Below are 21,583 nucleotides of genomic sequence, written 5' to 3'. Positions count from 1 at the left end.
AGACCCCCAGAGAGGCGACACAGTGACGGACCAGGCCCAGGACCAGGCCCCGGAGCAGGACGAGGCCCCGCACGAGACCCAGGTACCCACCCTCTACGAATGGATCGGCGGCACCGAGGCGCTGGAACGGCTCACCGAGGCGTTCTACGCCCGCGTCCGCAAGGACGAGCTCCTCGCCCCGCTCTTCGCCCACATGGACGACGACCACCCGCAGCACGTCGCGACCTTCCTCGGCGAGGTGCTCGGCGGCCCCACGCACTACACGGAGCAGCACGGCGGCTACCCCCACATGGTCTCCCGCCACCGGAACCGGGCCATCAAGCCCGAGCAGCGGGCCCGTTGGGTGGAGCTGATGCTGACGGCGATGGACGAGGTCGGACTGCCCGAGGACGCCGAGTTCCGCTCCGCCTTCGTCGGCTACATCGAGTTCGGCTCGCGCCGCGCGATGGCCAACTCCCAGCCGGACGTCGGCCCCGCCCGTCGTACCACCATCAAGAAGTGGGGCTGGGGCGAGGGCGTGCCCGGTGAGGAGTGATCCATGGTCCGCCCTCCGGAACCGGCGCTCCCCCGCACCCCCTCCGCGTCCCGGTATCGGCAACAAATGTTGTCCGTCCGCGGACCCCGGTTCCAGCATGGGCGGCACTGGTGATCACCACGATCCGGCGGACCGCCGAGGCCGGCAGACCGGCGCGCACCCGCCCTGATCCGTATGCCCGAACCGTCACGACGAGGAGTCCGCTCATGCGTTTGGCCACCCCCGGGGCTGTGCGACGCGTCCCCCCGCGCCCCGCCGCCACCCCGTGCCCCACCGCCGTCCCGCCCGTCACCCCGAACCCGTTCCTCGCCGTCACGCAGCCGGGAGGTGGCCACCGATGAGCGTCCAGACCGAACCCCAGGAAGCCGCCGCCCCGAAGGCCAACGGCAGGCTGCCGCTCGCCGTCTATCTGCTCGCGTTCAGCCTGTTCGCGATGGGCAGCGCCGAGTTCCTGCTCGCCGGTGTCCTCCCGGACATCGCCGACGACCTCGACATCTCGCTGTCCTCCGCCGGCGCTCTCATCTCGGCCTTCGCCATCGGCGTGGTGATCGGCGGCCCGCCGCTCGCGGTGCTGACGCTGCGCTGGCCGCGCCGTACGACCCTGGTGATCTCGCAGGCCGTGTTCGCCGCCGGAGTGGCCGTCGGTCTGCTGACCGACGACTTCACCGTCCTGCTCGTCACCCGATTCCTGATCGGCCTGGCGTACGCAGGGTTCTGGGCTGTCGCGGCGGTCACGGCGATCTCCCTCGTCACCCCCGACCGCACCGCCCGCGCCTCCGGCGTGGTGGTCAGCGGCCTCAGCATCGCGATGGTCGCGGGCGGCCCGGCCGGCGCCTTCCTCAGCCACTTCACGGGCTGGCAGGGCGGCTTCTGGGCGGTCGTCGCGCTCACCGTGCTGAGCGCGGTCGCCACGATCGTCGCCGTGCCCGCCACCAAGGCGGCGCAGGAGCCGAGCGTGAAGCGCGAGCTGCGGACGATGCGCCAGCCGCAGCTGTGGGTGGTGTACGCCGCGACGCTGCTCAGCACCGCCGCGTACATGATCTCGTACAACTACCTCGCGGCCTTCCTCACCGACGTCACCGGCGTCGACTCCGTGTGGGTGCCGGCCATCCTCGTCCTCTTCGGCGTCGGGGCCTTCATCGGCCTCTCCATCGGCGGCCGGATCGCCGACGGGCGCCCGCACCACGCCCTGCTCATCGGGGCCGGCGGAATCCTGGTCTGCTCCGTCCTGCTCGCGCTCCTCGCCGACTACGCGGTGGCGGTCGTCCCCCTGGTGCTGCTCCTGGGCGTCGCCGGCTTCGTCCTCAACCCGGCGGTCTACGGACGGGTGTTCACCGTGGCGTCGGGCGCGCCGACGCTCGCCGGTGCCACCGCCGTCTCCATGTTCCAGCTCGGCATCAGCGTGGTGCCCGTCCTCGCGGGCGTGGCGCTCGGCGCCGGTGCCGGTCTCACCTCGATCCCGTGGCTGGGTGCGGGACTGGCCGTCCTCACCATCCCGGTCGTCCTGGTCGAGCGCACGATGGCCCGCAACCGGGCCGCCCGCGACGCCGCGCCCGCGAACGCGACGAGCCCGACCGTCACCGGCGGCGCCCCGGCGGTCGCGGACAACTGATCCACCGTCATGACACATCACCGGTAGCCGCGGAGAGCTCCGTCCCCCCGGAACTCTCCGCCGGCTCCCCCACAGGGAGGACCTCATGGACAACGAGCTGGGCTACGAACTCGGCACCTGGGTCGTGTCACAGATCCAGAGCCCCGACCGACCCACGCAGTCGACGTTCTCGCTGCTCGGCAGGGAATGGGACCTGCTGCCCGAGGTGTTCCCGCCCTACACGGATCCCGGCCCCGGCCTGTTCGCCTCCTGGGTGCCGTACGAGCGGGGCGACCGCTTCCTGGAGCTGGGCTGCGGCGCCGGCATCGCCGCCGTCCTCGCCGCGCAGCACGGGGCGGAGCGGGTGCTCGCCACCGACATCAACCCGGCCGCCGTGCTGAACGCCCGGCGCAACGCGGAGCGGCACGGGGTGTCCGACCGCTTCACCGCGCTGACCAGCGATCTCTTCGACGCCCTCGACCCCGACGAGCAGCTCGACACGGTGTTCTGGAACACCCCGTTCATCGAGGCGCCCGCCGACCGCCCGTACGCCGGGCACATCGAGCGCGCGGTCTTCGACCCCGGGTACGGCCTGGTGAACCGGTTCTTCCGCGACGTGGTGCGCCATCTGGCCGCCGACGGCCGCGTCTACCTGGGCACCAGCGAGGCCATGGGCAACCCGTTCAAGATGCTGCGCGCCGCCGACGAGGCCGGATTCGAGGGCAAGCGGCTCCGTACCGAGTCCGTCGAGCTGCCCGCCGCCGAGTTCGGCGACTCCCCCGTGGTCAAGGCGCACACCGACGAACGCGGCATCGTCCACATGGACTTCACGCTCTACGAGTTCCGGCTCCGCTGACCCTCCCCACGCGCCCTCCCCGCGCCAAGGCCCCACACGCACCACACGCACCAGCAGTTCCGACGCCATCGACCCACCCACACCCATCGGGGCGACCTGACGACGCCCCGGGAGATTGGACATTGATGAACGCCAACAGGAACGCAGACGCGGACGGTACCGGCTACGACACCGTCATCGCCGGAAACGGAGTCCTGGGACTGTCGCTCGCCTGGGTCCTGGCACGACGCGGGCAGCGGGTCGCCGTGCTCGGCCAACCCCACCGCCCCTGGGCGGGATCGGCCGCGGCCGGCGCCATGCTCGGCTGTTTCGGCGAGGTCACCACCTCTCTGCTGGCCACCGAGCACGGCCGCCACAAACTCGAACTCGGCATCAAGGCGACCGAGATGTGGGGACCGTGGATCGACGAGCTGGAGGAGCAGACGGAGGGCTCGCCGGTCAAGACCGCCCAGGGCACCACCGTCGTCCTGAACACCATCGGCACCGCCGAGATCGACGACGCCAACTACAACGCCATCCGCGCCGAACTCACCCACTACGACGAGCCGTTCGAGGACGTGGAGCCCGCCGACCTCGACTGGGTGGACGCCGAGCCCATCTCCCGCCCGCTGAAGGCCTTCCACATACCCGGCGAGCACGCGGTCAACGCGGCCGCCCTCCTGGAACGGCTCGAATCGGCCGCCGTACGGGCCGGCGTCACCCTCGTCCCCGAGTTCGCCACGCGGGTCGAGTACCGGGGCGAGCGGGTCACCGGAGTCGTGCTCGCCTCCGGCCGCACGGTCTCCGCCGACCACATCACCCTGGCCGCCGGGGCCCGCACCCAGGAACTCCTGGACAGCCTGCCCGTCGGCCCGCGCATCCCGCGCCTGGTCAGCGGCTACGGGGTCTCCTCGCTGATCAAGACGCAGGACGGTACGAGCCCGGACAGCGTCATCCGTACGCCGAACCGCTCCTTCGCCTGCGGCCTGCACGTCGTGCCCCGCGGCGACGGCCACGTCTACGTCGGCGCCACCAACGTCATCGCCGTCGAGCCGCGCGACACCGCCGAGATGCGCGACCTGGTCTTCCTGCTCCAGTGCGCCCACCGCCAGGTCCGCCGCAACCTCTGGAACAGCGAGGTCACCAAGGTCCAGGTCGGCAACCGCCCGGTCTCCATGGACGGCTTCCCGCTGCTCGGCGACGGCGGCATGCAGGGCCTGACGATCATGACCGGCACCTACCGCGACGGACTGCACCTGTCGCCGCTGCTCGCCCAGGACTTCGCCGCCCGCATCCTCGGCGAGGAGCCGCGGGCCGACCTGGACCGCTTCGCACCGCTGCGACAGCCGTACCGCACCGGGACGCGCGAGGAGATCGTCGACCTCCTCATCGACCACCAGATGGGAATCGGGTACGAGCAGGACTGGACGATCCCCGTCGAGTGGCACCAGTGGATCGAGATGGACCTGCGCCCGGCCACCCTCGCCTGGGCCGACGAGCTCGATCCCGAGTTCACCCCGCCGGCCGAGCTGCTCTTCGCCTCCCGCTTCGACCCGGAGCTGGTCAGCCTGCTGCGCAAGTACTACGCCACCTGCCGCGAACACCGCTGACCGCCCCGTCGCCCCAGGCCCTCACCCCGCACCCCTACCTCCAGAAGGGACACCCCATGGCCGTCGAGAACATCGACCCGCCCGGACTCACCAAGCCCTACGGCTGGCGGCAGCTGGCGGTCGGCACCGGAAGCCGCGTCATCTTCCTGAGCGGCCAGACCCCGCGCACCGCCGACGGCGAGCCGGTCGGCATGGGCGACCTGGCGGCGCAGACCGAGCAGGTCTACCTCAACATCGCCACCGGTCTCGCGGCGGCCGGCGCCACCTTCGACGACGTGGTGAAGCTGACCATCTACGCGGTGGACTGGTCGCTGGACAAGTGGGACGCGATCACGGCGGGCGCCGAGCGCGCGGCCGCCAAGATCGGTGCCGACATCGTCCGGCCGACCACGCTCGTCGGGGTCACCACCCTCGCCGAACCCGACTTCCTGATCGAGATCGAGGCCACGGCGATCGCGGAGTAACCGCTCCCGGACCGTCCCGCACGACGCACGCACGAGGGCCCCGCCGATCCGGCGGGGCCCTCACGCGTGACGGGAGGCGGTCGGGACGAGGGCGGCCGCGCGGCCGGCGGGCCGCCCTCGTGCGGGACGGAACGCCGTCAGGACGACGGCCGCCGCTTGGCCAGCAGGTCCTCGATCACCGTGGCCACGGCCTCCGGCGCGGGCAGGGCCGGGTGCCGGCTGACCGTTCCCGTGGTCGGGTCGAACCCGTCGTGCCACTCCGGCTCGTTGACGAGACCGCCGTCCTCACGGATCCGCGCGATGTTCCGCCGCACGGCCGGCTTGTGCCACATCCTGGCGCCCATCACCGGGAAGTGGATCACCGGGTAGTCCACCGACAGCGCGACCGTCAGCAGCCGGTTGGGCGCGGCGCCGGCGGCGGCCGACGCGAGCGTGTGGGCGGTGGCCGGCAGCACCGCGAGGATGTCGTGGTCGGCGGCGAGCCGGGAGGGCTTGTCGGTCGGCCAGTCCGCCGGGGATTCCCCGCTCACCACCCTTTCGGCGAAGAGCGCGACGCTCTCCGGGGAAAGGAAGGAGGTCGCCGTGTGGGTCATCAGAACGGTGAACGTGCTGCCCTCGATCTGCCGGCGCATCGCCGCGACATACGCCGGAAGTCCGGTCACCGCGATGGACCCGGTGGCACCGATGAGTATGCGTTTCCCGGTCGACTCCGGGGAGTTTCGAATTCCCATGGGCCGATGATGTCGCCGCCGTCCCACCGCAGGTCAAGAGGTACGGCAGGGCACTCCAGAGCGGATCCAGGGCCGGTCCAGCAGCGGTCCAGCGGCACCGAAATCCTTCGGTCGTCCCTACGGTCCCACCGTATTGAGACCCTTTGGCCCCCTGCCTAACGTCGCTTCCCGCAAGGGAATTCGAAAGCCCGGCAGGGCGTGCGAGGACCCCGGCACGGCATCCGAAAGCCCGGCAGGGCATCCGAGGAAAAGGGACGGACGACGATGGAGGATCTCTTCGCAAGGCTGCGCGGCGGTGCCGGTCACCCCCGCCTGGACGAGGACCGGCTCCTCGAGCTCAAGCCGCGGCCGGAGCACCGGCACGAACCCTTCCCGCTGACCGACATCCAGCAGGCGTATCTGATCGGCCGCCACAAGGGACTCGAACTGGGCGGCATCTCCAGCCAGTACTACCTGGAGTTCGACTGTCCCGCTCTCGACACCGACCGGCTCACCGAGGCCCTGCGCACCGTGATCGCCCGCCACGAGGCCCTGCGCACGGTCGCGGGGACCGACCAGACCCAGCGCGTCGTCCCGGCGGCCGAGGTCGTCCCGTACGACATCCGTGTCACCGACCTGCGCGGCCGGCCCGAGCCGGAGCGGACGGCGGAGCTGGAGCGCATACGGGCCGAACTGACCGGCGAGGTCATGCCGTTGGACCGGACATCACTCCTCGACGTCCGGGCCACCCGTCTCGACGACGACCGGCTGCGCCTCCATGTCGCCGTGGACCTGCTGTTCCTCGACATGCGCGGGCTGTACCGGCTCATGGACGAGTGGCGTCGATGTCACGACGACCCGGCGTGGCGGCCCGAGCCGCCCGAGCTGTCGTTCCGCGACTACGTCCTCGCACGGGAGGAGCTGCGCGGGGACGCCCTGGGCCGGGAGTCGGCCGCCTACTGGGCGGACCGTCTCGACTCCCTGCCGGGCGCGCCCGAACTGCCGCTGGCCGCCGCGCCGGAGCAGCTCGGCACCCCCCGCTTCGTACGGCACCGGGCGCGGCTCTCCCCCGAACGGTGGGCGGCGCTGCGGGCGGCGGCCGAGCGGCACGGCCTCACCGCGTCCGGCGTGCTGCTCGCCGCCTACGCGGAGGTCCTCCGGACCTGGTCGCGACGGCAGGAGTTCACCCTCACCGTCACCCAGTTCCACCGGCTCGGTCTGCACCCGCGGGTGGAGGACCTCATCGGGAACTTCCTCGACCCGAGCCTGCTCGCCGTCGGCGGCCACCCGGAGGAGAGCTTCGGACGACGCGCCCGTGACCTGGAACTGCGTCTCCTGGAGGACCTGGCGCACCCGCACGGCGGCATCCGGGTCCTGCGCGACCTCGCCCGCCGCAAGGACGACGGCCGGGCCTCGCTGCCCGTGGTCTTCTCCAGCACCCTCGGGGCCGGCGGCGGCGGCGCGCCCGGCGCCGGCCGTCTGGAGTCCTTCGGGCCGCTGGTCCACGACCACAGCCGTACGCCGCAGGTCTGGCTGGAGAACCAGATCCTGGAGCTCGACGGCCGGCTCTCGGTCAACTGGAACGCCGTCGAGGGTCTGTTCCCCGCCGGCATCCTGGAGGCCATGTTCGCCGCGTACACCACGCTGCTCGACCGCCTCGTCGACGAGCCCGCGCTCTGGGACGCCACCCGCGGCATCGTGCCGCTGCCGGCCGCGGAGGCCGAGGAGCGCACCCGGGCCAACGCCACCACCCAGGACATCCCGGCCGCGCTCCTGCACGAACTGGTCGCCGAGGCGGCCCTGCGCAGCCCCGACGCGCCCGCGGTGATCACGCCCGGCGCGGAGACCACGTACCGGCAGCTGACCGAGTCCGCCCACCGGATCGCGCACCGGCTGCTCCGCGCCCCCGGCGCGGCCCCGAACGAGATCGTCGCCGTGTCGATGCGGCCCGGCGCCGCCCAGTTCGCCGCGCTGCTCGGCGTCCTGCACACCGGCGCCGCGTACGTGGCCATCGACCCCGAACTGCCCGAGGAGCGGCGCCTGAAGCTGCTCGCCCGCTGCTCGGTACGGGCCGTGGTGACCGACCCCGAACTGCGCGCGTCGCTGCCCTGGCCGGACGGTGTGACCGTCCTGACCCCGGAGGACCCGGAGACCCTGGCCTGCCCGGAGTGGTCCCCCGGACGCCGCCAGGGACCCGACGACCTCGCCTACGTCATCTTCACCTCGGGCTCCACCGGCGAGCCCAAGGGCGTGATGATCACCCATCGCAGCGCCGCCAACACCGTCCAGGACATCAACCGCCGCTTCGGCGTCGGCCCGGACGACCGCACGATGGCCCTCGCCCCGGCGGGCTTCGACCTGTCCGTGTACGACCTCTTCGGTGTCCTCGGCGCCGGTGGCACCGTCGTCGTCCCCGACCCCGCGCGCGGCAACGACCTCGCCCACTGGTCCCAGCTCGTCGGCCGCTACGGGGTGACCATCTGGAACAGCGTGCCCGCGCCCATGCGGATGTGGATCGACGCGCTGGGCGACGGCGCGGTGCCGCGCGGCTGCCGGCTCCGGCTCGCCCTGCTCAGCGGCGACTGGATCCCCGTCGACCTGCCGGCCCGGATCCGCGAGAAGCTCCCGGCGATGCGGGTGATCAGCCTCGGCGGCGCCACGGAGGGCTCCATCTGGTCGATCCACCACCCCGTCGAGACCGTCCGGCCGGAGTGGTCGAGCATCCCGTACGGCAAGCCGCTCGCCAACCAGACGATGCACGTCCTCAACCAGTGGCAGGAGCCGTCGCCCGTCGGGGTCACCGGCGAGATCCACATCGGCGGCGTCGGCGTGGCCCAGGGCTACCTCGGCGACCCCGGGCGCACCGCCGAACGGTTCCCGGTCCACCCCGTCACCGGGGAGCGGATCTACCGGACCGGCGACCTCGGCCGCTACCTGCCCGGCGGCGACATCGAGATCCTGGGCCGCGAGGACTTCCAGGTGAAGATCAACGGCTATCGCGTCGAGCTCGGCGAGATCGAGGCCGCGCTGCTGCGCCGGCCCGAGGTGCGCACCGCCCTCGTCACCGCGCCCGCCCACGCCCGTACCGGACAGCGGCAGATCGCGGCGTACGTGGTGCCCGAGGCGGGCGCCGTGCCGGACCCGGCCGAGCTGCGCGAGGCACTGGCCGCCGTCCTGCCCGGCTACATGGTGCCGAGCCGCTTCCTCACCCTGGAGACCCTGCCGCTGACCACCAACGGGAAGATCGACCACAAGGCGCTGCCCACCCCGTGGAACGACGACGCCGAGACCACCGGCACCCGGGTCGCCCCGCGCGGCCGGGTCGAGGAGCGGCTCTTCGCGCTCTGGTCCCAGCAGCTCGGCCACGGCGACTTCGGCGTCGAGGAGGGCTTCTTCGACATCGGCGGCGACTCGCTGCACGCGGTCGGTCTGCTCACGGTGCTGCGCGCGGAGTTCGGCATCGAGGCGGACATGGAGCAGGAGATGGTCGAGGGCCTCTTCATGAACGCGTCGATCTCGTCCTTCGCCGAACTGATCGCTCCGGCGGCGGGGTCCGCGGAGTCCGAAGGGTCCGAGGGGTCCGTCGAGTCCAAGGGGTCCGCGGCATGACCACGACGTCTTCCGCGCCCCCGGACCCCACCGTGGCCGAGTGGGACCACGTCGTCGTCGGCGGCGGCTCCGCCGGGGCGCTCGTCGCCGCGCGGCTCGCCGCCCGCGACTCCGGCACCGTTCTGCTCCTGGAGGCCGGGCCCGACCAGCCGAGCCCCCGCGACCGCGCCCACCCGCTGGCCGACGCCGGCCGGCTCGTCCTCGCCGGGTTCAACTGGGACTACCGGGCCAACCTCCGCAGCAGCGGCCGCCTGGAGGAGCTGCTCAAGGGCGGTGACGGCACCGGCACCCAGGCCCGCGCCCTCTGGGAACGCTTCCCCTATCAGCTCGGCAAGGTCGTCGGCGGCGGCTCCGCCGTCAACGGGGCCATCGCCCTGCGTGGGCTGCCCCGGGACTTCGCCGCCTGGGCGGCGCGGGGCAACACCGACTGGTCCTGGGACAAGGTGCTGCCCTTCTACCGGGCCGTCGAGAACGACGCCGACTACCCCGACCGGCCCCCGCACGGCGACAGCGGACCCCTCCCGATCCGCCGGACGCCGCGCGAGCGGGTCCACCCCCTGGACGCCGCCTTCTGGGCGGAGTGCAACCGCCAGGGCGTCACCGACCTCCCCGACCTCAACTCCGGGGAGGAGGCCGGCATCGGACCGATCCCCGGCAACACGGTCGACGGCGAGCGCATCGACGCCGCCACCGCGTTCCTCTCCGGGGCCCGCGGCCTGCCCCACCTCCACGTCCGTCCCGGCGTACGGGTCACCCGGGTGCTGTTCGACCCGAAGGACCGCGGCCGTGCCGTCGGCGTGGAGACCGAACGGGACGGGCGGCTCGACACCGTCCGGGCCCGGCACGTGGTCCTCGCCGCCGGGGCCGTCGGCACCCCCGTGATCCTCCAGCGCTCCGGCGTCGGCGACGCGGCCCTGCTCGGCGCGCTCGGCATCGACCCGGTCGCCGACCTGCCCGGCGTGGGCCGCGACCTGGTCGACCACCCCTCCGTCGTCATCTGGTCACGGCCGGCCGACGGCGTGTGTACGCCCGGACTGCCCTGGCGGCAGGTGGCCGCCCGGATGAGCAGCGGATTCGACGACGACGTCGACGTCCAGATGGGGCTCCTCAACAACGTGGAGAGCCACACCATCCCCGGCTTCGTCGACCGGCTCGGCTGGCCCCTGGTCGTCGGCATGTCCGTGATGCTGCTGCGCCCCCGCTCCCGCGGCCGGGTCTTCCTCGACAGCGCCGACCCGCTGGCCTCACCCGTCATCGAACTCGGCCTCGGCACCGACCCCGAGGACGTCGAGCGCCTCTGCCACGGCGTCCGCAGGGCGTGGGGGTTCCTGCGCTCACCGGGCCTGTCCGCCCGGTTGACGCGTACCCAGTTCTGGAGCGACCGGATGGTCGCCAACGACGGCGTGCTGCGCAGCGGGGTCCGGCACATCATGAACCCCGGCTGGCACGCCGCCGGTTCGTGCCGGATGGGCCCGGACTCCGACCCCTACGCCGTCGCCGACCAGATCGGCCGGGTGCACGGCACCGAGAACCTGCGGATCGCCGACGCCTCGCTCTTCCCCGTCATCCCCAGCGCCCCCACCAATCTGACCACCCTGATGCTGGCCGAGAAGCTGGCCCGGAGCATGAAGGAATGACCGTGCACCCTGTCACGAGCCCTCCGGTGCGGCTCTACTGTTTCCCGCACGCGGGGGCGACCTCGCAGGTCTACCGCGGCTGGCAGACCCTCGGCGAGCCGCGGCTGCGGCTCCGGGGCGTGGACGCGCCCGGCCGCGGCGCGCGCCGTCAGGAGCGCAAGGCGGTCAACTACCACGGTCTGGTACGGGCCATGACCGAGCAGGTGGTGGCCGATCTGCTCGCCGAGCGCGAGCGGACCCCCGGGCTGCGCTGGGCGACGTTCGGCCACAGCTTCGGCGCAACGATGAGCCTCGCGGTGGCCGAGCACGTCGCCCGCCAGACCGGACTCGCACCGGTGCGGTCGGTGCTCTCCGGGGCGGTACCGCCCGCGCTCCAGCGGCCGGGGGCGCTGCTCGCAGCCGTCCCCGACGACGAGCTGCTCGCCCGTACGGCGGCCGACGGCGGAACCCCGCCCGCGGTGCTCGCCGAGCCGACGATGAGCCGGATCCTCCTGCGGATGCTCCGCGAGGACGACTGCGTGCGGGCGGAGTTCGCCCGGGAGGCGGCGGGCCTGCGGGTGGACTTCCCGCTCACCCTGATCGCCGCGCGCGAGGACGTCCACGCCCCGCCGGAGCGGGTCTGGCCATGGTCGGAGCACAGCACCGCCCCGGTCCAACGGGTGGAGATCGAGGGCGGCCACTTCGCCGCGGTCCAGCACCCCGAGGAGACGCTGTCGATCATCGGCGACGCCACCGACCCCGGGAGGGCCTGAGCCATGGCACGGAACACGGACGGCCCCCGGTCGCGATACGGGCCGGAGCACGAGCAGTTCCGGGAGACCTGCCGGGAGTTCCTGAACCGTGAGGTCGTCCCGCACCACGCCCGCTGGGAGCGGGAGGGCATCGTCGACCGCTCGGTGTGGCGGGCGGCCGGCAAGGCCGGGCTCCTCGGCATCGGCGTCGACCCCGCGTACGGCGGGGGCGGCGAGCCGGACTACCGCTATCCGGCGGTGTTCCAGCGGGAGATCATGTGGGCTCGGGCCACCGCGCCCGGCTTCGTGGCGCACAACGACGTCATCGCCACGTACCTGGCCGAGCGGACCACCGAGGAGCAGCGCGCGCGCTGGCTGCCCGGACTGTGCGCGGGCGAGCTGATCGCCGCCATCGCGATGAGCGAGCCGGACGCCGGCTCCAACGTCGCCGACATCCGTACGACCGCGGTACGGGACGGGGACACGTACGTCCTCAACGGGCAGAAGACCTTCATCACCAACGGCGAGAACGCCGATGTCGTCGTGGTCGCCGCGAAGACCGCCCCCGACCGCGGCGCCCAGGGGATCAGCCTGCTGGTGGTGGAGCGCGGCACGCCCGGCCTGACCCGCGGCCGGCGCATGGAGAAGCTCGGCTGGCACGCCAGCGACACCTGCGAACTGTTCTTCGACGACTGCCGGGTGCCGGCCGAGAACCTGATCGGCAAGGAGAACGCCGGCCTCGCCTACATGATGGCGGGACTGCCCCGGGAACGGCTCAGCATCGCGACCGTGGCGGTGGGGGCGGCGGAACGGATGCTCGCCGACACACTGCGGTACGCGAAGACCCGCGAGGCCTTCGGGCAGCCGATCGGCACCTTCCAGCACAACCGCTTCCAACTGGCCACGATGGACACGGAACTGACGATCGCCCAGGTCTTCCTCGACCACTGCGTCACCGAACTCGACGCGGGCCGGCTGTCGGTGACGGACGCCGCGAAGGTGAAGTGGTGGACGACCGAGCTCCAGGTGGACATCGCCAACCGCTGCCTCCAGATCCACGGCGGTTTCGGCTACCTCAAGGAGAGCGCCATCTCCCGCGAGTGGGCCAACAGCCGGGTGCAGACCATCTACGGCGGGACGACGGAGGTGATGAAGGAACTGATAGGGCGCTCGCTGGGCCTCTGACGCGCCCCGAGGCGCAGGACGTCCTCCGCACGGCCGGCCCCGTCCCCCGCGCGCACCACCCCCGACGCGCGAGGGACGGGGCGGTCGCGTGTGGGCGACGGGAAGGCGGCGTCCGAAAACAGCACCTCTCTTTGCAAATTCCGGAACAAGTGCATGTAATGACGGCGTGGAGCAGCCCTCGTCCATCGCCCAGGCCCTGTCCGCCGTCGGTCCCCGACTCAAGCGGTTGCGCACCGCCCGCGGTGTCACCCTCGCCGCCCTGTCTGAGGTCACCGGGATCTCCAAGAGCACCCTCTCGCGCCTGGAGGCCGGCCAGCGCCGCCCCAGCCTGGAACTGCTGCTGCCCATCGCCCAGGCCCACCAGGTCCCGATCGACGAACTGGTCGGGGCCCCCGACGTGGGCGACCCCAGGGTCCGGCTCAAGCCGCACGCGGTGAACGGCAACACGGTGCTGCCGCTGACCCGGCAGCCCGGCCCGCTGCAGAGCTACAAGATGGTCCTCCCGGCGAGCCGCGACAACCCGGAGCTGTGCACCCACGAGGGATACGAGTGGCTGTACGTGCTCTCCGGACGGCTCCGGCTCGTGCTCGCGGACCACGACATCGTCCTGGACCCGGGCGAGGTCGCCGAGTTCGACACCCGGCTGCCGCACTGGTTCGGCAGCACGGGGCAGGGATCGGTCGAAGTCCTCAGCCTCTTCGGACGCCAGGGCGAGCGCATGCACATCCGCGCCAGGCCGACAGGCCGAACGCCCGCCTCCGGCGACTGAGCCGGAGACGGGCGAGGAGGGGGAGGCGGCGCGGGGACGGACGCCGGCAGGCCGGATCAGGCGGCGGGAACGGGCTCCTCGGCCCCGGGGGAACGGCCCCCGGCGGTGTCGGCGGAGGCCCGGTGAGCCCGGAGATCCCGCTGGATCTCCTCGTCCACCAGGTCGTGGTTGAGCGCGAACGCGGCCGCGGCTCCCATGCCGGCCGCGGTGACGGCCTGGGCGCGCGAGTCCACCACGTTGCCGACGGCCCAGAGGCCGGGACGGCTGGTGCGCCCGGCGCGGTCGGTGACCAGCCAGCCCTGCTCGTCACGGTCGCAGCCGAGCCCGTCGAAGGCGGAGTCGTTCGGGCTCATCTTCGGGAAGAGGAAGACACCGGCGCAGTCGACGGTGTGCCCGTCGGCGAGCTCGACGGCGTGCAGCCGCCCGTCCTTGCTGAGCAGGGTGGCCACGGACCCGTCGAGCACCTGAACCCCGCGGGCGTCCATGAGCTCACGCTCGTCCTCACTCAGCGGCCGGTCGTGGGAGACGTACACGACGTCGTGCGACCACTGCCGCAGCAGCAGCGCCTGCCCGGCGGAGGCCGGATGCACCCCGAGCACGACGATCCGCTCGTCACGCACCTCATACCCGTGGCAGTAGGGGCAGAAGTGCACGTCCCCGCCCCACAGCGCCCGCACACCGGGGATCTCGGGCAGCTGGTCGCGCAGCCCGGTGGCGAGCACGACGTGCCGTGCGTCGAGCGAGGCACCGCCGTCGAGCCGCACGACGAAGCCGCCCTCGTCACGCGCCTCGACCTGGTCGACCCGCCCCTCGATCCGCACGGCTCCGTAGCGCGCGATCTCGGCGCGCCCGGTCTCGAGCACGGTCAGCGGCGACACTCCGTCACGGGAGAGGAAGCTGTGCATATGAGCCGAGGGAGCGTTGCGGGGCTCCCCTGAATCGACGACGGCGACACTGCGCCGCGCCCGCGCGAGCACGAGCGCGGCGTTGAGCCCACCCGCCCCGCCGCCTATGACGATCACGTCGTACGAGATTCGGACACTGGTTTCCTTGTGGGCGCCGGTCATGGCGATCACCTCCGCCGCCAGGGTGCGGCCCACCCCGAAACCAGAACAATCTTTGTTGCCGTTTCCGGGACGGCCGGCGAGGGGCACACCGGTGCGGGCCGGGCGGCCCGCCCGAGGGGCTGCAATTCCCGGATGACGGCGGCTGTCTAGCGTCCGGGCTCCCCGAACCTTCCCCGAGGAGCATCCCGATGCACCTGCCACGTTCGCCCCTGCGCAGATCGGGACTCGCCGGCCGCCTCGACCAGGCGCGCGCGGAGAGCCGGCCGGCTGCACGAGGCCGTCCGCCCCGGAACCCGGGCACTCGCCCTGGCCGAAACCCACCTCGGCCGGGCAACCGAGGGCACCAGGGAGCTGACCCGCGCCGAGTCGTCGGCCGCGTCCCTCCCCTACCCGGCGGGCACCCGCCGAGCGGCGTGGGCACGGGACCTGCCACCCGAACCCGACCACTGAAGTCCCCGGGCCGCCGCCCGTGTCGGGGCGGACGGCAGTGCGCCGGCAGGGCCTAGCGGATGCTCTGCAGCAGATTCCCCGTGGCGGTGACCGTCCAGAAGCTCCACCCGTTGCGGTTGGGGTTGACATGCGGGTTGACGGCTCGCACCACAGCCACCGCCGCCCCGCTGGGCGACTCGTACTCGCCCCGGCCGGGCCCGGAGTGAACCGTCACGACGCGGGACGAGGGATCGTAGAAGGCTCGGGCACTCTGCCCCTCATAGACCGCGTGGACCTCGATGCCCTGCTCGGTCCTGAGCTCCTGAACCTGCGCCCGGAGGAGCGTGGGGGTGGCTCCGTCCTCTGCGATCACCGCCTCGTCGTCCGGCAGTTCGTCGGTGTCCTGGTGAGCTGTTCGCCCGGTGTGTGCGGGGAGCTCCAGCATCCTGTTGAGGACGTCGACGAGCAGAGTCCTGCGCTCGGCGAGGAAGTCCGGGAACCGATCGAGAGACCGCAGCTCCGGATCGCCGGGGATCCACTGTTCGGCCAGCCGTTCGGTCGCGATGTCCTGCATGTACGCGGCGGGGAGCCTCGACGAGATCATCTTGTTGGTCCGACCGGTGACGAAGGCCAGGTTGGCCAGGCTGTTCCACTCCTCCTTGGCATACACCGGCTGCACTCGCGCTCGCGGGAACACGTGATGGAACTCGATCTTCGCGCCGGTGTTCATCGGCTGGTCGCTGATCGTGATGTTGGTCGCCCAGTCCCGCGCCCCGCCGCGCAGCGCGGCGATGTACAGCAGCCTGAAGAAGGGATGAGTGGAGTACTTCTGCTCCAGGTCCCTGGGGTGGAGGGAGCTGTCGGCGGAGCGGGGTCCTGAGGCCCGGCGGATGAGTTCGACGAACAGGTCGTCTCCGCCCCGTGCCCGGATGAGCCTGTACTCCGCTTCCAGCTTCCCCTCGACCTGCAGCGAGTAGTGGCTGAACGCCATCGCCGTATAGACCCACCGGCGCAGCGCCTCCGCCTCGCCCGGACGCAGCTTGCCACCTCGTTCGTGCAGCAGGAGCGCCGGCACGATGGTGAGGTTGGGAGAAGAGAGGATCTCGGACCGCGGAATCCAGCAATCCGCCCGCAGGAAGTCGATGGCCAGACGCAACGCCCCTTCGGTGGCCTGCCAGGCCTCCTTCAGCGCGGCTTCGCCGATCTCCGCCCCGATGAGCTTGATGTGGTGTGCGCCGGTCCCCGCGAGAAGGCTCATGAGGCGGAGTACGGCCTCCCTGTTCAGCGCGAAGTCGCTGTCCTGGAGCTCCTGGTGGAAGGCATCCATGGTGTCCAGGCCGTCGGACCACCGTGCCGCGATGGCGCTGTACACGAGATCGCCCTTGGACAGCCGGCGACCGCCCTTGTTCAGGCGAGCGAAGAGCTCCGCGACCTCCTCGTAGTCGTCGGACTCATGGGTGATGACAGCGATCTGGTGGTGCCGGATGTTGTTCACCTTCTGCAGCCGCCGCGTCCAGGCGTCGAAATCCGGACTCTCGAACGGCACACCGGCATCGCGCAGAACCTGGTAGAACTGCGCGTTCTCCTGGAGCAGCAGCGACACGGGAAACAGCAGAGGGTCCTTGCGCTGAACCGCGCTCGGATTGACGAACTCCTCGGTACGCACGTCGAAGCGCAGGTCGATGAGACGGCCGTCGGCCTTCGACGCGGGCCGGTACACCCAGGCCAGGGAAGTCAGCCGTTGCTGGCCGTCCAGCAGATAGAGGGGCTGATGCTGCGATGCGGCGGTCTGGACGACGGCGGCCGTCTTGAAGGGAACGGTCAGGTTCGTCTTCCAGAGCAGCAGGGCGCCGACGGGGTATCCCCGGTAGAGCGAGTCGAAGAGGTCTCGAACGTCCGGCCGCATCCATACGAAGTCGCGCTGGATGGAGGGGATCACGACCCTGCCGGTCAGCAGGTCCTCCACCTGAGAGATGATCTTCTCGTTCGCCAGCCCCATGGTCCCCCCAGCTCGTCGTCGGCCCTGGGCATGCTACCGATCATCAGTGACACAGCGTCAGGAACGCGAAAAGCGACGAGATCCGACCAGCGAGAGCACCGACTTCCCGCCCGGCGGACGCGCGCCCGAAGGACGGGCGCGAACTCGCGGAGCCGCAGACACCGCCAGCGCCGGAGGAGAGCGAAGCGCAGGACTTCCACGCAGCGGGTGCACTTCAATGAGGGTCATGAAGAGCACACTGGGCTTCGACGAGGACGAGCTGCGCCGGTTGGCGGGACCGGGCTCGTTCGAGCGGAGTCGGGACTACCTGTCCTCCGTGTCCGCGCTGGAGATCTCGGAGACGACGATCACCGCGACCGTCGACGGCACCGACGTCTACGAAGTGGAACTGACGGGGCACGAGAGAGGTCTCACCGGATGGTGCTCCTGCCCGTACGGGCAGGAGGGCAACTTCTGCAAGCACTGCGTGGCCGTGGGCCTGACCGTACTGTCTCGGGCGGATTCGGTCCCCGCTCGACGGGCCACCGCCGCGTCCCGCGGCCGCCGGCTCGATGCCTGGCTCGAGGCCCGCAGCCGGGACGAACTCCTGTCCCTGGTAAGGGAACAGCTCGCGGACGACCGCGCCCTGCGCCGTCGGCTCGAACTGCGCGCGGCGGTCGCGGGGGACGATCTCGATGCCGTCCGCGAGCACGTCCTGGGGCAGCTCGACACCCGGCCCTTCGCCCGGTACGGCTCCATCGAGTACGCGGACGCCCGCGCCTACGGCCTCCAGGCCGCCGAAGCCGTTTCCGCTCTGCGCGCCCTGGTGCGGTCCGGCCGGGCGGCGGAGGCGATGGAGGCGGCCCGGGAGGCCGTGACGGTCCTGGGCAGGAACTACGGCGAGATCGACGACTCGGACGGAGCCGTCGGCGACGTGGCGGAGGCGCTCGCCGAGGTGCATCTGGACGCCTGCCGGGCGGCCCGCCCCGACCCGGCGCAGACCGCCGACTGGCTGGTGGACCATCTCCTGAGCGACCTGAACGACGTCACCGACGTCACGCTGTCCGACTACGAGGACGTGCTGGGCGCCGTGGGCCTGGCGCGGGCGTACGAACGGGTGGTGCCCGCCTGGCGTGCCCACCCGAAGGGCCGGGCGGAGAAGCACCTCATGGAACAGCTGGCGAAGCTGGACGGCGGTGTGGACGCGCTGATCGCCGTCCACGCGGCGGACCTCGCCCGGTCAGGCGCCACACACCTGGTGATCGCCCGTGAACTGGAGCGGGCGGGACGCCCCGCCGATGCCCTGGAGTGGGCCGAGCGCGGGCTGCGTGAGGCCGATCCGGACCGCGGCCCGGACGCCCGCCTCGTGGACTTCACCTGTGAGCGCTATGCCCTGGCCGACCGCCGTGCAGACGTGATCACGGTCCGCCGGGACGTCCTACGGCGACGCCCCTCCCTGGCCGCGTACCAGGATCTGCGGACGGCGGCCCGCGCGGCCGGCTGCTGGGACGCGCCGCAACGCTCGGCAGCGCTCGACGTCCTGCGTGCCGCCGCCCGGCCTCACCAAGGCCTCGGCCACTCGGGCTCGGCCCTGGTCGACGCCCTGCTGGACGACGGGGACCTCGACGCCGCCTGGGAGGCGGCCGTCGACGGCCACGCCGACAGCCGCCAGTGGCTCACCCTCGCCGACCGTGTCCGGGACCGCCGCCCCGCCGAAGCGCTGACCGTGTACCTGCGCCTGATCACCCCGCTCCTCGCCCTGACGGGCGACGCCACCTACGAGAAGCTGACCGCGCTGCTGCTCAGCGCCCGCGCCTGCCACATCGCCCTGGGCACACGGGACACGTTCACCGCTTACACGACCACCCTGCGCGCCGTCCAGAGACGCAAGCGCAAGCTGATGACTCTGCTCGACCAGCACGGGCTGTGACGCCCGAGCCTTCCTGCATCGCTCGCCCGAAAGGAGCCCGAGCAGACGACAGAACCCGGGAAGCCCCAGGTCACGCGTCCTTCTTCACCGGTTCCAGGATGGCGACGCACTCGACATGGTGCGTCATCGGGAACGCGTAGAGACACCTCACCATGAGAGAACGTGCAGGTCAGAGGCGAATCCTCGTGACGAACGGAGCGCCATGCGTCAAACGTGCGTCACGCCCAAAGGTGTGCGTCAGAGGCTCGCTGCCCGCTCTTAAGCCGATCATCGATCGAACCAGTACTGCCGACCGTACCGGAAACGCAGCAGCGTCGGAGGGCGCACCCACAACGGGTGCGCCCTCCGACGCTGAGAAGGCATGGCGTACAAGGTCCACTCGCCTCGGCCACGACTACGTTCGGTTAGTCGTTGTGACGATCAAGCCGCTGCCGCGGGGATGATCAGCTGGGACTCCAGACGCGTCCAGCCACCCAGCACTGCCTGATGGGCGTCCGGGGCAAGGTGGGCATATCGCTGCGTCGTCTGGTAGCTCTCATGGCCGAGCAGGTGCTGCACCTCGTACAGCGAGACCCCATTCTGGACCAGCCACGAAGCGCACGTGTGGCGCATGGAGTGCGGGGGGTAGTGCGGCACCGGGCGCAGGTCCCCGGCGAAATCGGGGGACGTTGCTTCCTTCACCGCCGGCCACCAGACGTACGTCCTCCAGTTGCCATCGTCGAGCAGCCGACCTGCCCGCCCCTTCGTGACGGTCGTGAAGACGACACCGTCCTTCTCACGTCCGTGCATGTGGCGCGCCAGTGCCTCAAGCACGTGATCAGGGATGGGGACCTCCCGGCGGCTCCTGGAACTCTTCGGGTATTCCTTGATCCCGGACTTGGTGTTGACCTCCACAACGAACAGGCGACTGCGGCGCCAGTCGATGCGATGGCCATGCAGCCCCGCGAGCTCCCCCCACCGCAGTCCGGTGTAGAAGGCCAGCAAGGCCATGGTTTGCCAGGGCTGGTCCAGCTTCGCGATGATCGCCTGTGCCTGCGGCACCGTGAACCACTGAGGTGGCTTGACCGCTTCCTTGGGAAGATCGATACCGCGGCAGGGAGTGACCGATATGAGGTCTTCCTCGACCGCTGCCTTCATGATGGACGATGTCAGGTTGTAGGCCCTGCGGATCGCCGAGGCACCAGTACCTGCCACCGTCATCTTGCGGACCCAAGATTGCACGTCGAGTCGCGCGATGTCACGCAGCTCCCAGTCGACCCAGTGGGGAGTCACGTGGTTGCGGATGGACGATTCGTCACCTCGGCGGGTGTGTGGTTCAACGACACGCGCCTCCCACCATCGATCGTGCCAGGCACCAAACTTGATCTTTCCAGCAAGAGGATCGCGGTAGGCGGACCTACTGACCTTCGCCTCTTCGTCCCGGCCCCATGCGTGAGCCTGAGACCTCAGGGGAAACGTTTCGCTATACCGATCACCGGCCCGGCTTCTGACAGTTACCTGCCACTTTCCGGACGGGAGTTTACGAAGGTAGGCCATTCACTCTCTCTGCGATGTGATCTGCGCGATCGAAAATAGGGAGCGCAGCTAGGATGGACGCCTGCACGAAGTTGTTGATGTACGTCGCCCCACGAATTCACGCACATCGCGGCTAGGTATCCGAACCCGCGAGCGTCCATTTCCGGTACGGAGGTCGACGACCGACAGTTCTCCCAGCTCGATGTAGCGATATACAGACCTGCGACTGATGTCGAGCATCGCTGCGACTCGCGGAACCGAGAGCAGGGAATCGCACACAGTTGGGACCTTTCGCCTCGCACAGCAAGCCCCATGAGCACGATCGGAATTTGACTGCCAAAGCAGAGCGGCTCACAGGAATGGACAGGAAGGCCAGCACCACCCACCGCCAAGTAGTCGGCGCGACCGATATCCATGGTCCCCAGAATCGCCGGTTAGGCTAACCGGCGTTCATGGGCTATGTTGCGCTCCGCTTCGGGCCGCCGATGACTCCTCGACGCGGCCGAGCCTCTTCAGCGTGCAAGTCGGTGTGCCCTTCTGCCTGGCGTTTGGAGGTCCACAACACAAGCGAGGAGGCCGTCCCTCCGTGAGTCGAGTGAGGCTTCGCGAAGCAACACGCTCGGGACCCTCGATGGCACGAGCCACCTGTCGAGCCTCGACTCCGGGGTACCTGGCCACATAGGCAAGGACCAGTCGGTCTCGACGGTAGTCACGTTGCAGGAGATCCTCTCCAAACAGCCCAGCAGCACACACGCGCACAGACACAACCCAGTCGATACTCCGCCGAAATCACTGCGCTCCTGGGACAACGCGGCCTGCGACGCGCCGAGGGCGATTAGCAAGGGGGATGAAACTCAGACAGACAACGAAACCTTCGACAGAAGTCCTCCCAAAGATCCACCACTGCGCCAATTCCAGTGGTACGGAGGTGTAGATTGACATGCTTCCACGCTGGCTTCCACTCCAAAATGGGAAGTCTCGTCTGCCG

At 70.9% G+C, this 21,583-nt stretch carries 16 protein-coding genes; 11 read left to right on the top strand and 5 right to left on the bottom strand.

The window, feature by feature from the left end:
• Positions 1-22 precede the first annotated feature (22 nt).
• The 5 genes from OG392_RS28410 to OG392_RS28390 all read left to right on the top strand — a co-directional run bounded on the left by OG392_RS28410 (position 23) and on the right by OG392_RS28390 (position 5,035).
• Complete coding sequence (locus tag OG392_RS28410; protein WP_329284001.1) at positions 23-535, top strand: group II truncated hemoglobin; 513 nt, start codon at positions 23-25, stop codon at positions 533-535.
• Between the two features lie 337 nt (positions 536-872).
• Positions 873-2,147, top strand: coding sequence for a Cmx/CmrA family chloramphenicol efflux MFS transporter (locus OG392_RS28405; RefSeq protein ID WP_329284000.1), 1,275 nt, complete (start codon positions 873-875; stop codon positions 2,145-2,147).
• A gap of 85 nt (positions 2,148-2,232) precedes the next feature.
• On the top strand, positions 2,233-2,982 hold the full coding sequence (locus tag OG392_RS28400) for a methyltransferase (RefSeq protein WP_329283999.1): 750 nt from the start codon (positions 2,233-2,235) through the stop codon (positions 2,980-2,982).
• A gap of 125 nt (positions 2,983-3,107) precedes the next feature.
• Positions 3,108-4,571 carry an NAD(P)/FAD-dependent oxidoreductase gene (locus tag OG392_RS28395; RefSeq protein ID WP_329283997.1) on the top strand — a complete coding sequence of 488 codons (1,464 nt, stop codon included), beginning with the start codon at positions 3,108-3,110 and terminating at the stop codon, positions 4,569-4,571.
• A gap of 56 nt (positions 4,572-4,627) precedes the next feature.
• Positions 4,628-5,035 (top strand): RidA family protein, encoded by a 408-nt coding sequence (locus OG392_RS28390; RefSeq protein WP_329283996.1) that lies wholly within the window; start codon positions 4,628-4,630, stop codon positions 5,033-5,035.
• Between the two features lie 137 nt (positions 5,036-5,172).
• Here the strand turns inward: OG392_RS28390 and OG392_RS28385 are convergent, their stop codons facing one another.
• Positions 5,173-5,766 (bottom strand): flavoprotein, encoded by a 594-nt coding sequence (locus OG392_RS28385; protein ID WP_329283995.1) that lies wholly within the window; start codon positions 5,764-5,766, stop codon positions 5,173-5,175.
• 264 nt (positions 5,767-6,030) lie between these two features.
• On the opposite strand from OG392_RS28385, the gene OG392_RS28380 reads away from it, so the two are divergent.
• From OG392_RS28380 to OG392_RS28360, 5 genes are all read left to right on the top strand, one after another.
• Complete coding sequence (locus OG392_RS28380; RefSeq protein WP_329283994.1) at positions 6,031-9,354, top strand: non-ribosomal peptide synthetase; 3,324 nt, start codon at positions 6,031-6,033, stop codon at positions 9,352-9,354.
• Complete coding sequence (locus tag OG392_RS28375) at positions 9,351-10,991, top strand: GMC family oxidoreductase (RefSeq protein ID WP_329283992.1); 1,641 nt, start codon at positions 9,351-9,353, stop codon at positions 10,989-10,991. The genes OG392_RS28380 and OG392_RS28375 overlap by 4 nt, the downstream gene beginning before the upstream one ends.
• Positions 10,988-11,743: a thioesterase II family protein gene (locus OG392_RS28370; RefSeq protein WP_329283991.1), complete on the top strand. Its 756-nt coding sequence runs from the start codon at positions 10,988-10,990 to the stop codon at positions 11,741-11,743. Before OG392_RS28375 ends, OG392_RS28370 begins: the two co-directional genes overlap by 4 nt.
• A gap of 3 nt (positions 11,744-11,746) precedes the next feature.
• Positions 11,747-12,907 carry an acyl-CoA dehydrogenase family protein gene (locus tag OG392_RS28365; protein ID WP_329283990.1) on the top strand — a complete coding sequence of 387 codons (1,161 nt, stop codon included), beginning with the start codon at positions 11,747-11,749 and terminating at the stop codon, positions 12,905-12,907.
• 166 nt (positions 12,908-13,073) lie between these two features.
• Complete coding sequence (locus tag OG392_RS28360) at positions 13,074-13,676, top strand: helix-turn-helix domain-containing protein (protein WP_329283989.1); 603 nt, start codon at positions 13,074-13,076, stop codon at positions 13,674-13,676.
• A gap of 56 nt (positions 13,677-13,732) precedes the next feature.
• On the opposite strand, the gene OG392_RS28355 is transcribed toward OG392_RS28360, so the two are convergent.
• Entirely contained in the window at positions 13,733-14,776 is a 1,044-nt protein-coding gene (locus OG392_RS28355; protein ID WP_329283988.1) for an NAD(P)/FAD-dependent oxidoreductase, read from the bottom strand.
• Positions 14,777-15,245: 469 nt separating this feature from the next.
• Entirely contained in the window at positions 15,246-17,171 is a 1,926-nt protein-coding gene (locus tag OG392_RS28350) for a GmrSD restriction endonuclease domain-containing protein (RefSeq protein ID WP_329283987.1), read from the bottom strand.
• A 226-nt stretch (positions 17,172-17,397) separates the two neighbouring features.
• On the opposite strand from OG392_RS28350, the gene OG392_RS28345 reads away from it, so the two are divergent.
• Positions 17,398-19,080 (top strand): SWIM zinc finger family protein, encoded by a 1,683-nt coding sequence (locus OG392_RS28345; protein ID WP_329283986.1) that lies wholly within the window; start codon positions 17,398-17,400, stop codon positions 19,078-19,080.
• 420 nt (positions 19,081-19,500) lie between these two features.
• On the opposite strand, the gene OG392_RS28340 is transcribed toward OG392_RS28345, so the two are convergent.
• Complete coding sequence (locus OG392_RS28340) at positions 19,501-20,352, bottom strand: tyrosine-type recombinase/integrase (protein WP_329283985.1); 852 nt, start codon at positions 20,350-20,352, stop codon at positions 19,501-19,503.
• A 312-nt stretch (positions 20,353-20,664) separates the two neighbouring features.
• Positions 20,665-20,874: a helix-turn-helix domain-containing protein gene (locus tag OG392_RS28335; RefSeq protein WP_121827701.1), complete on the bottom strand. Its 210-nt coding sequence runs from the start codon at positions 20,872-20,874 to the stop codon at positions 20,665-20,667.
• Between the last annotated feature and the right edge of the window lie 709 nt (positions 20,875-21,583).

Source organism: Streptomyces sp. NBC_00691 (assembly GCF_036226665.1).
GTDB lineage: Bacteria > Actinomycetota > Actinomycetes > Streptomycetales > Streptomycetaceae > Streptomyces.
Note: the sequence above shows the minus strand (reverse complement) of the source record. Positions and strands in the feature narration are given on the sequence as shown.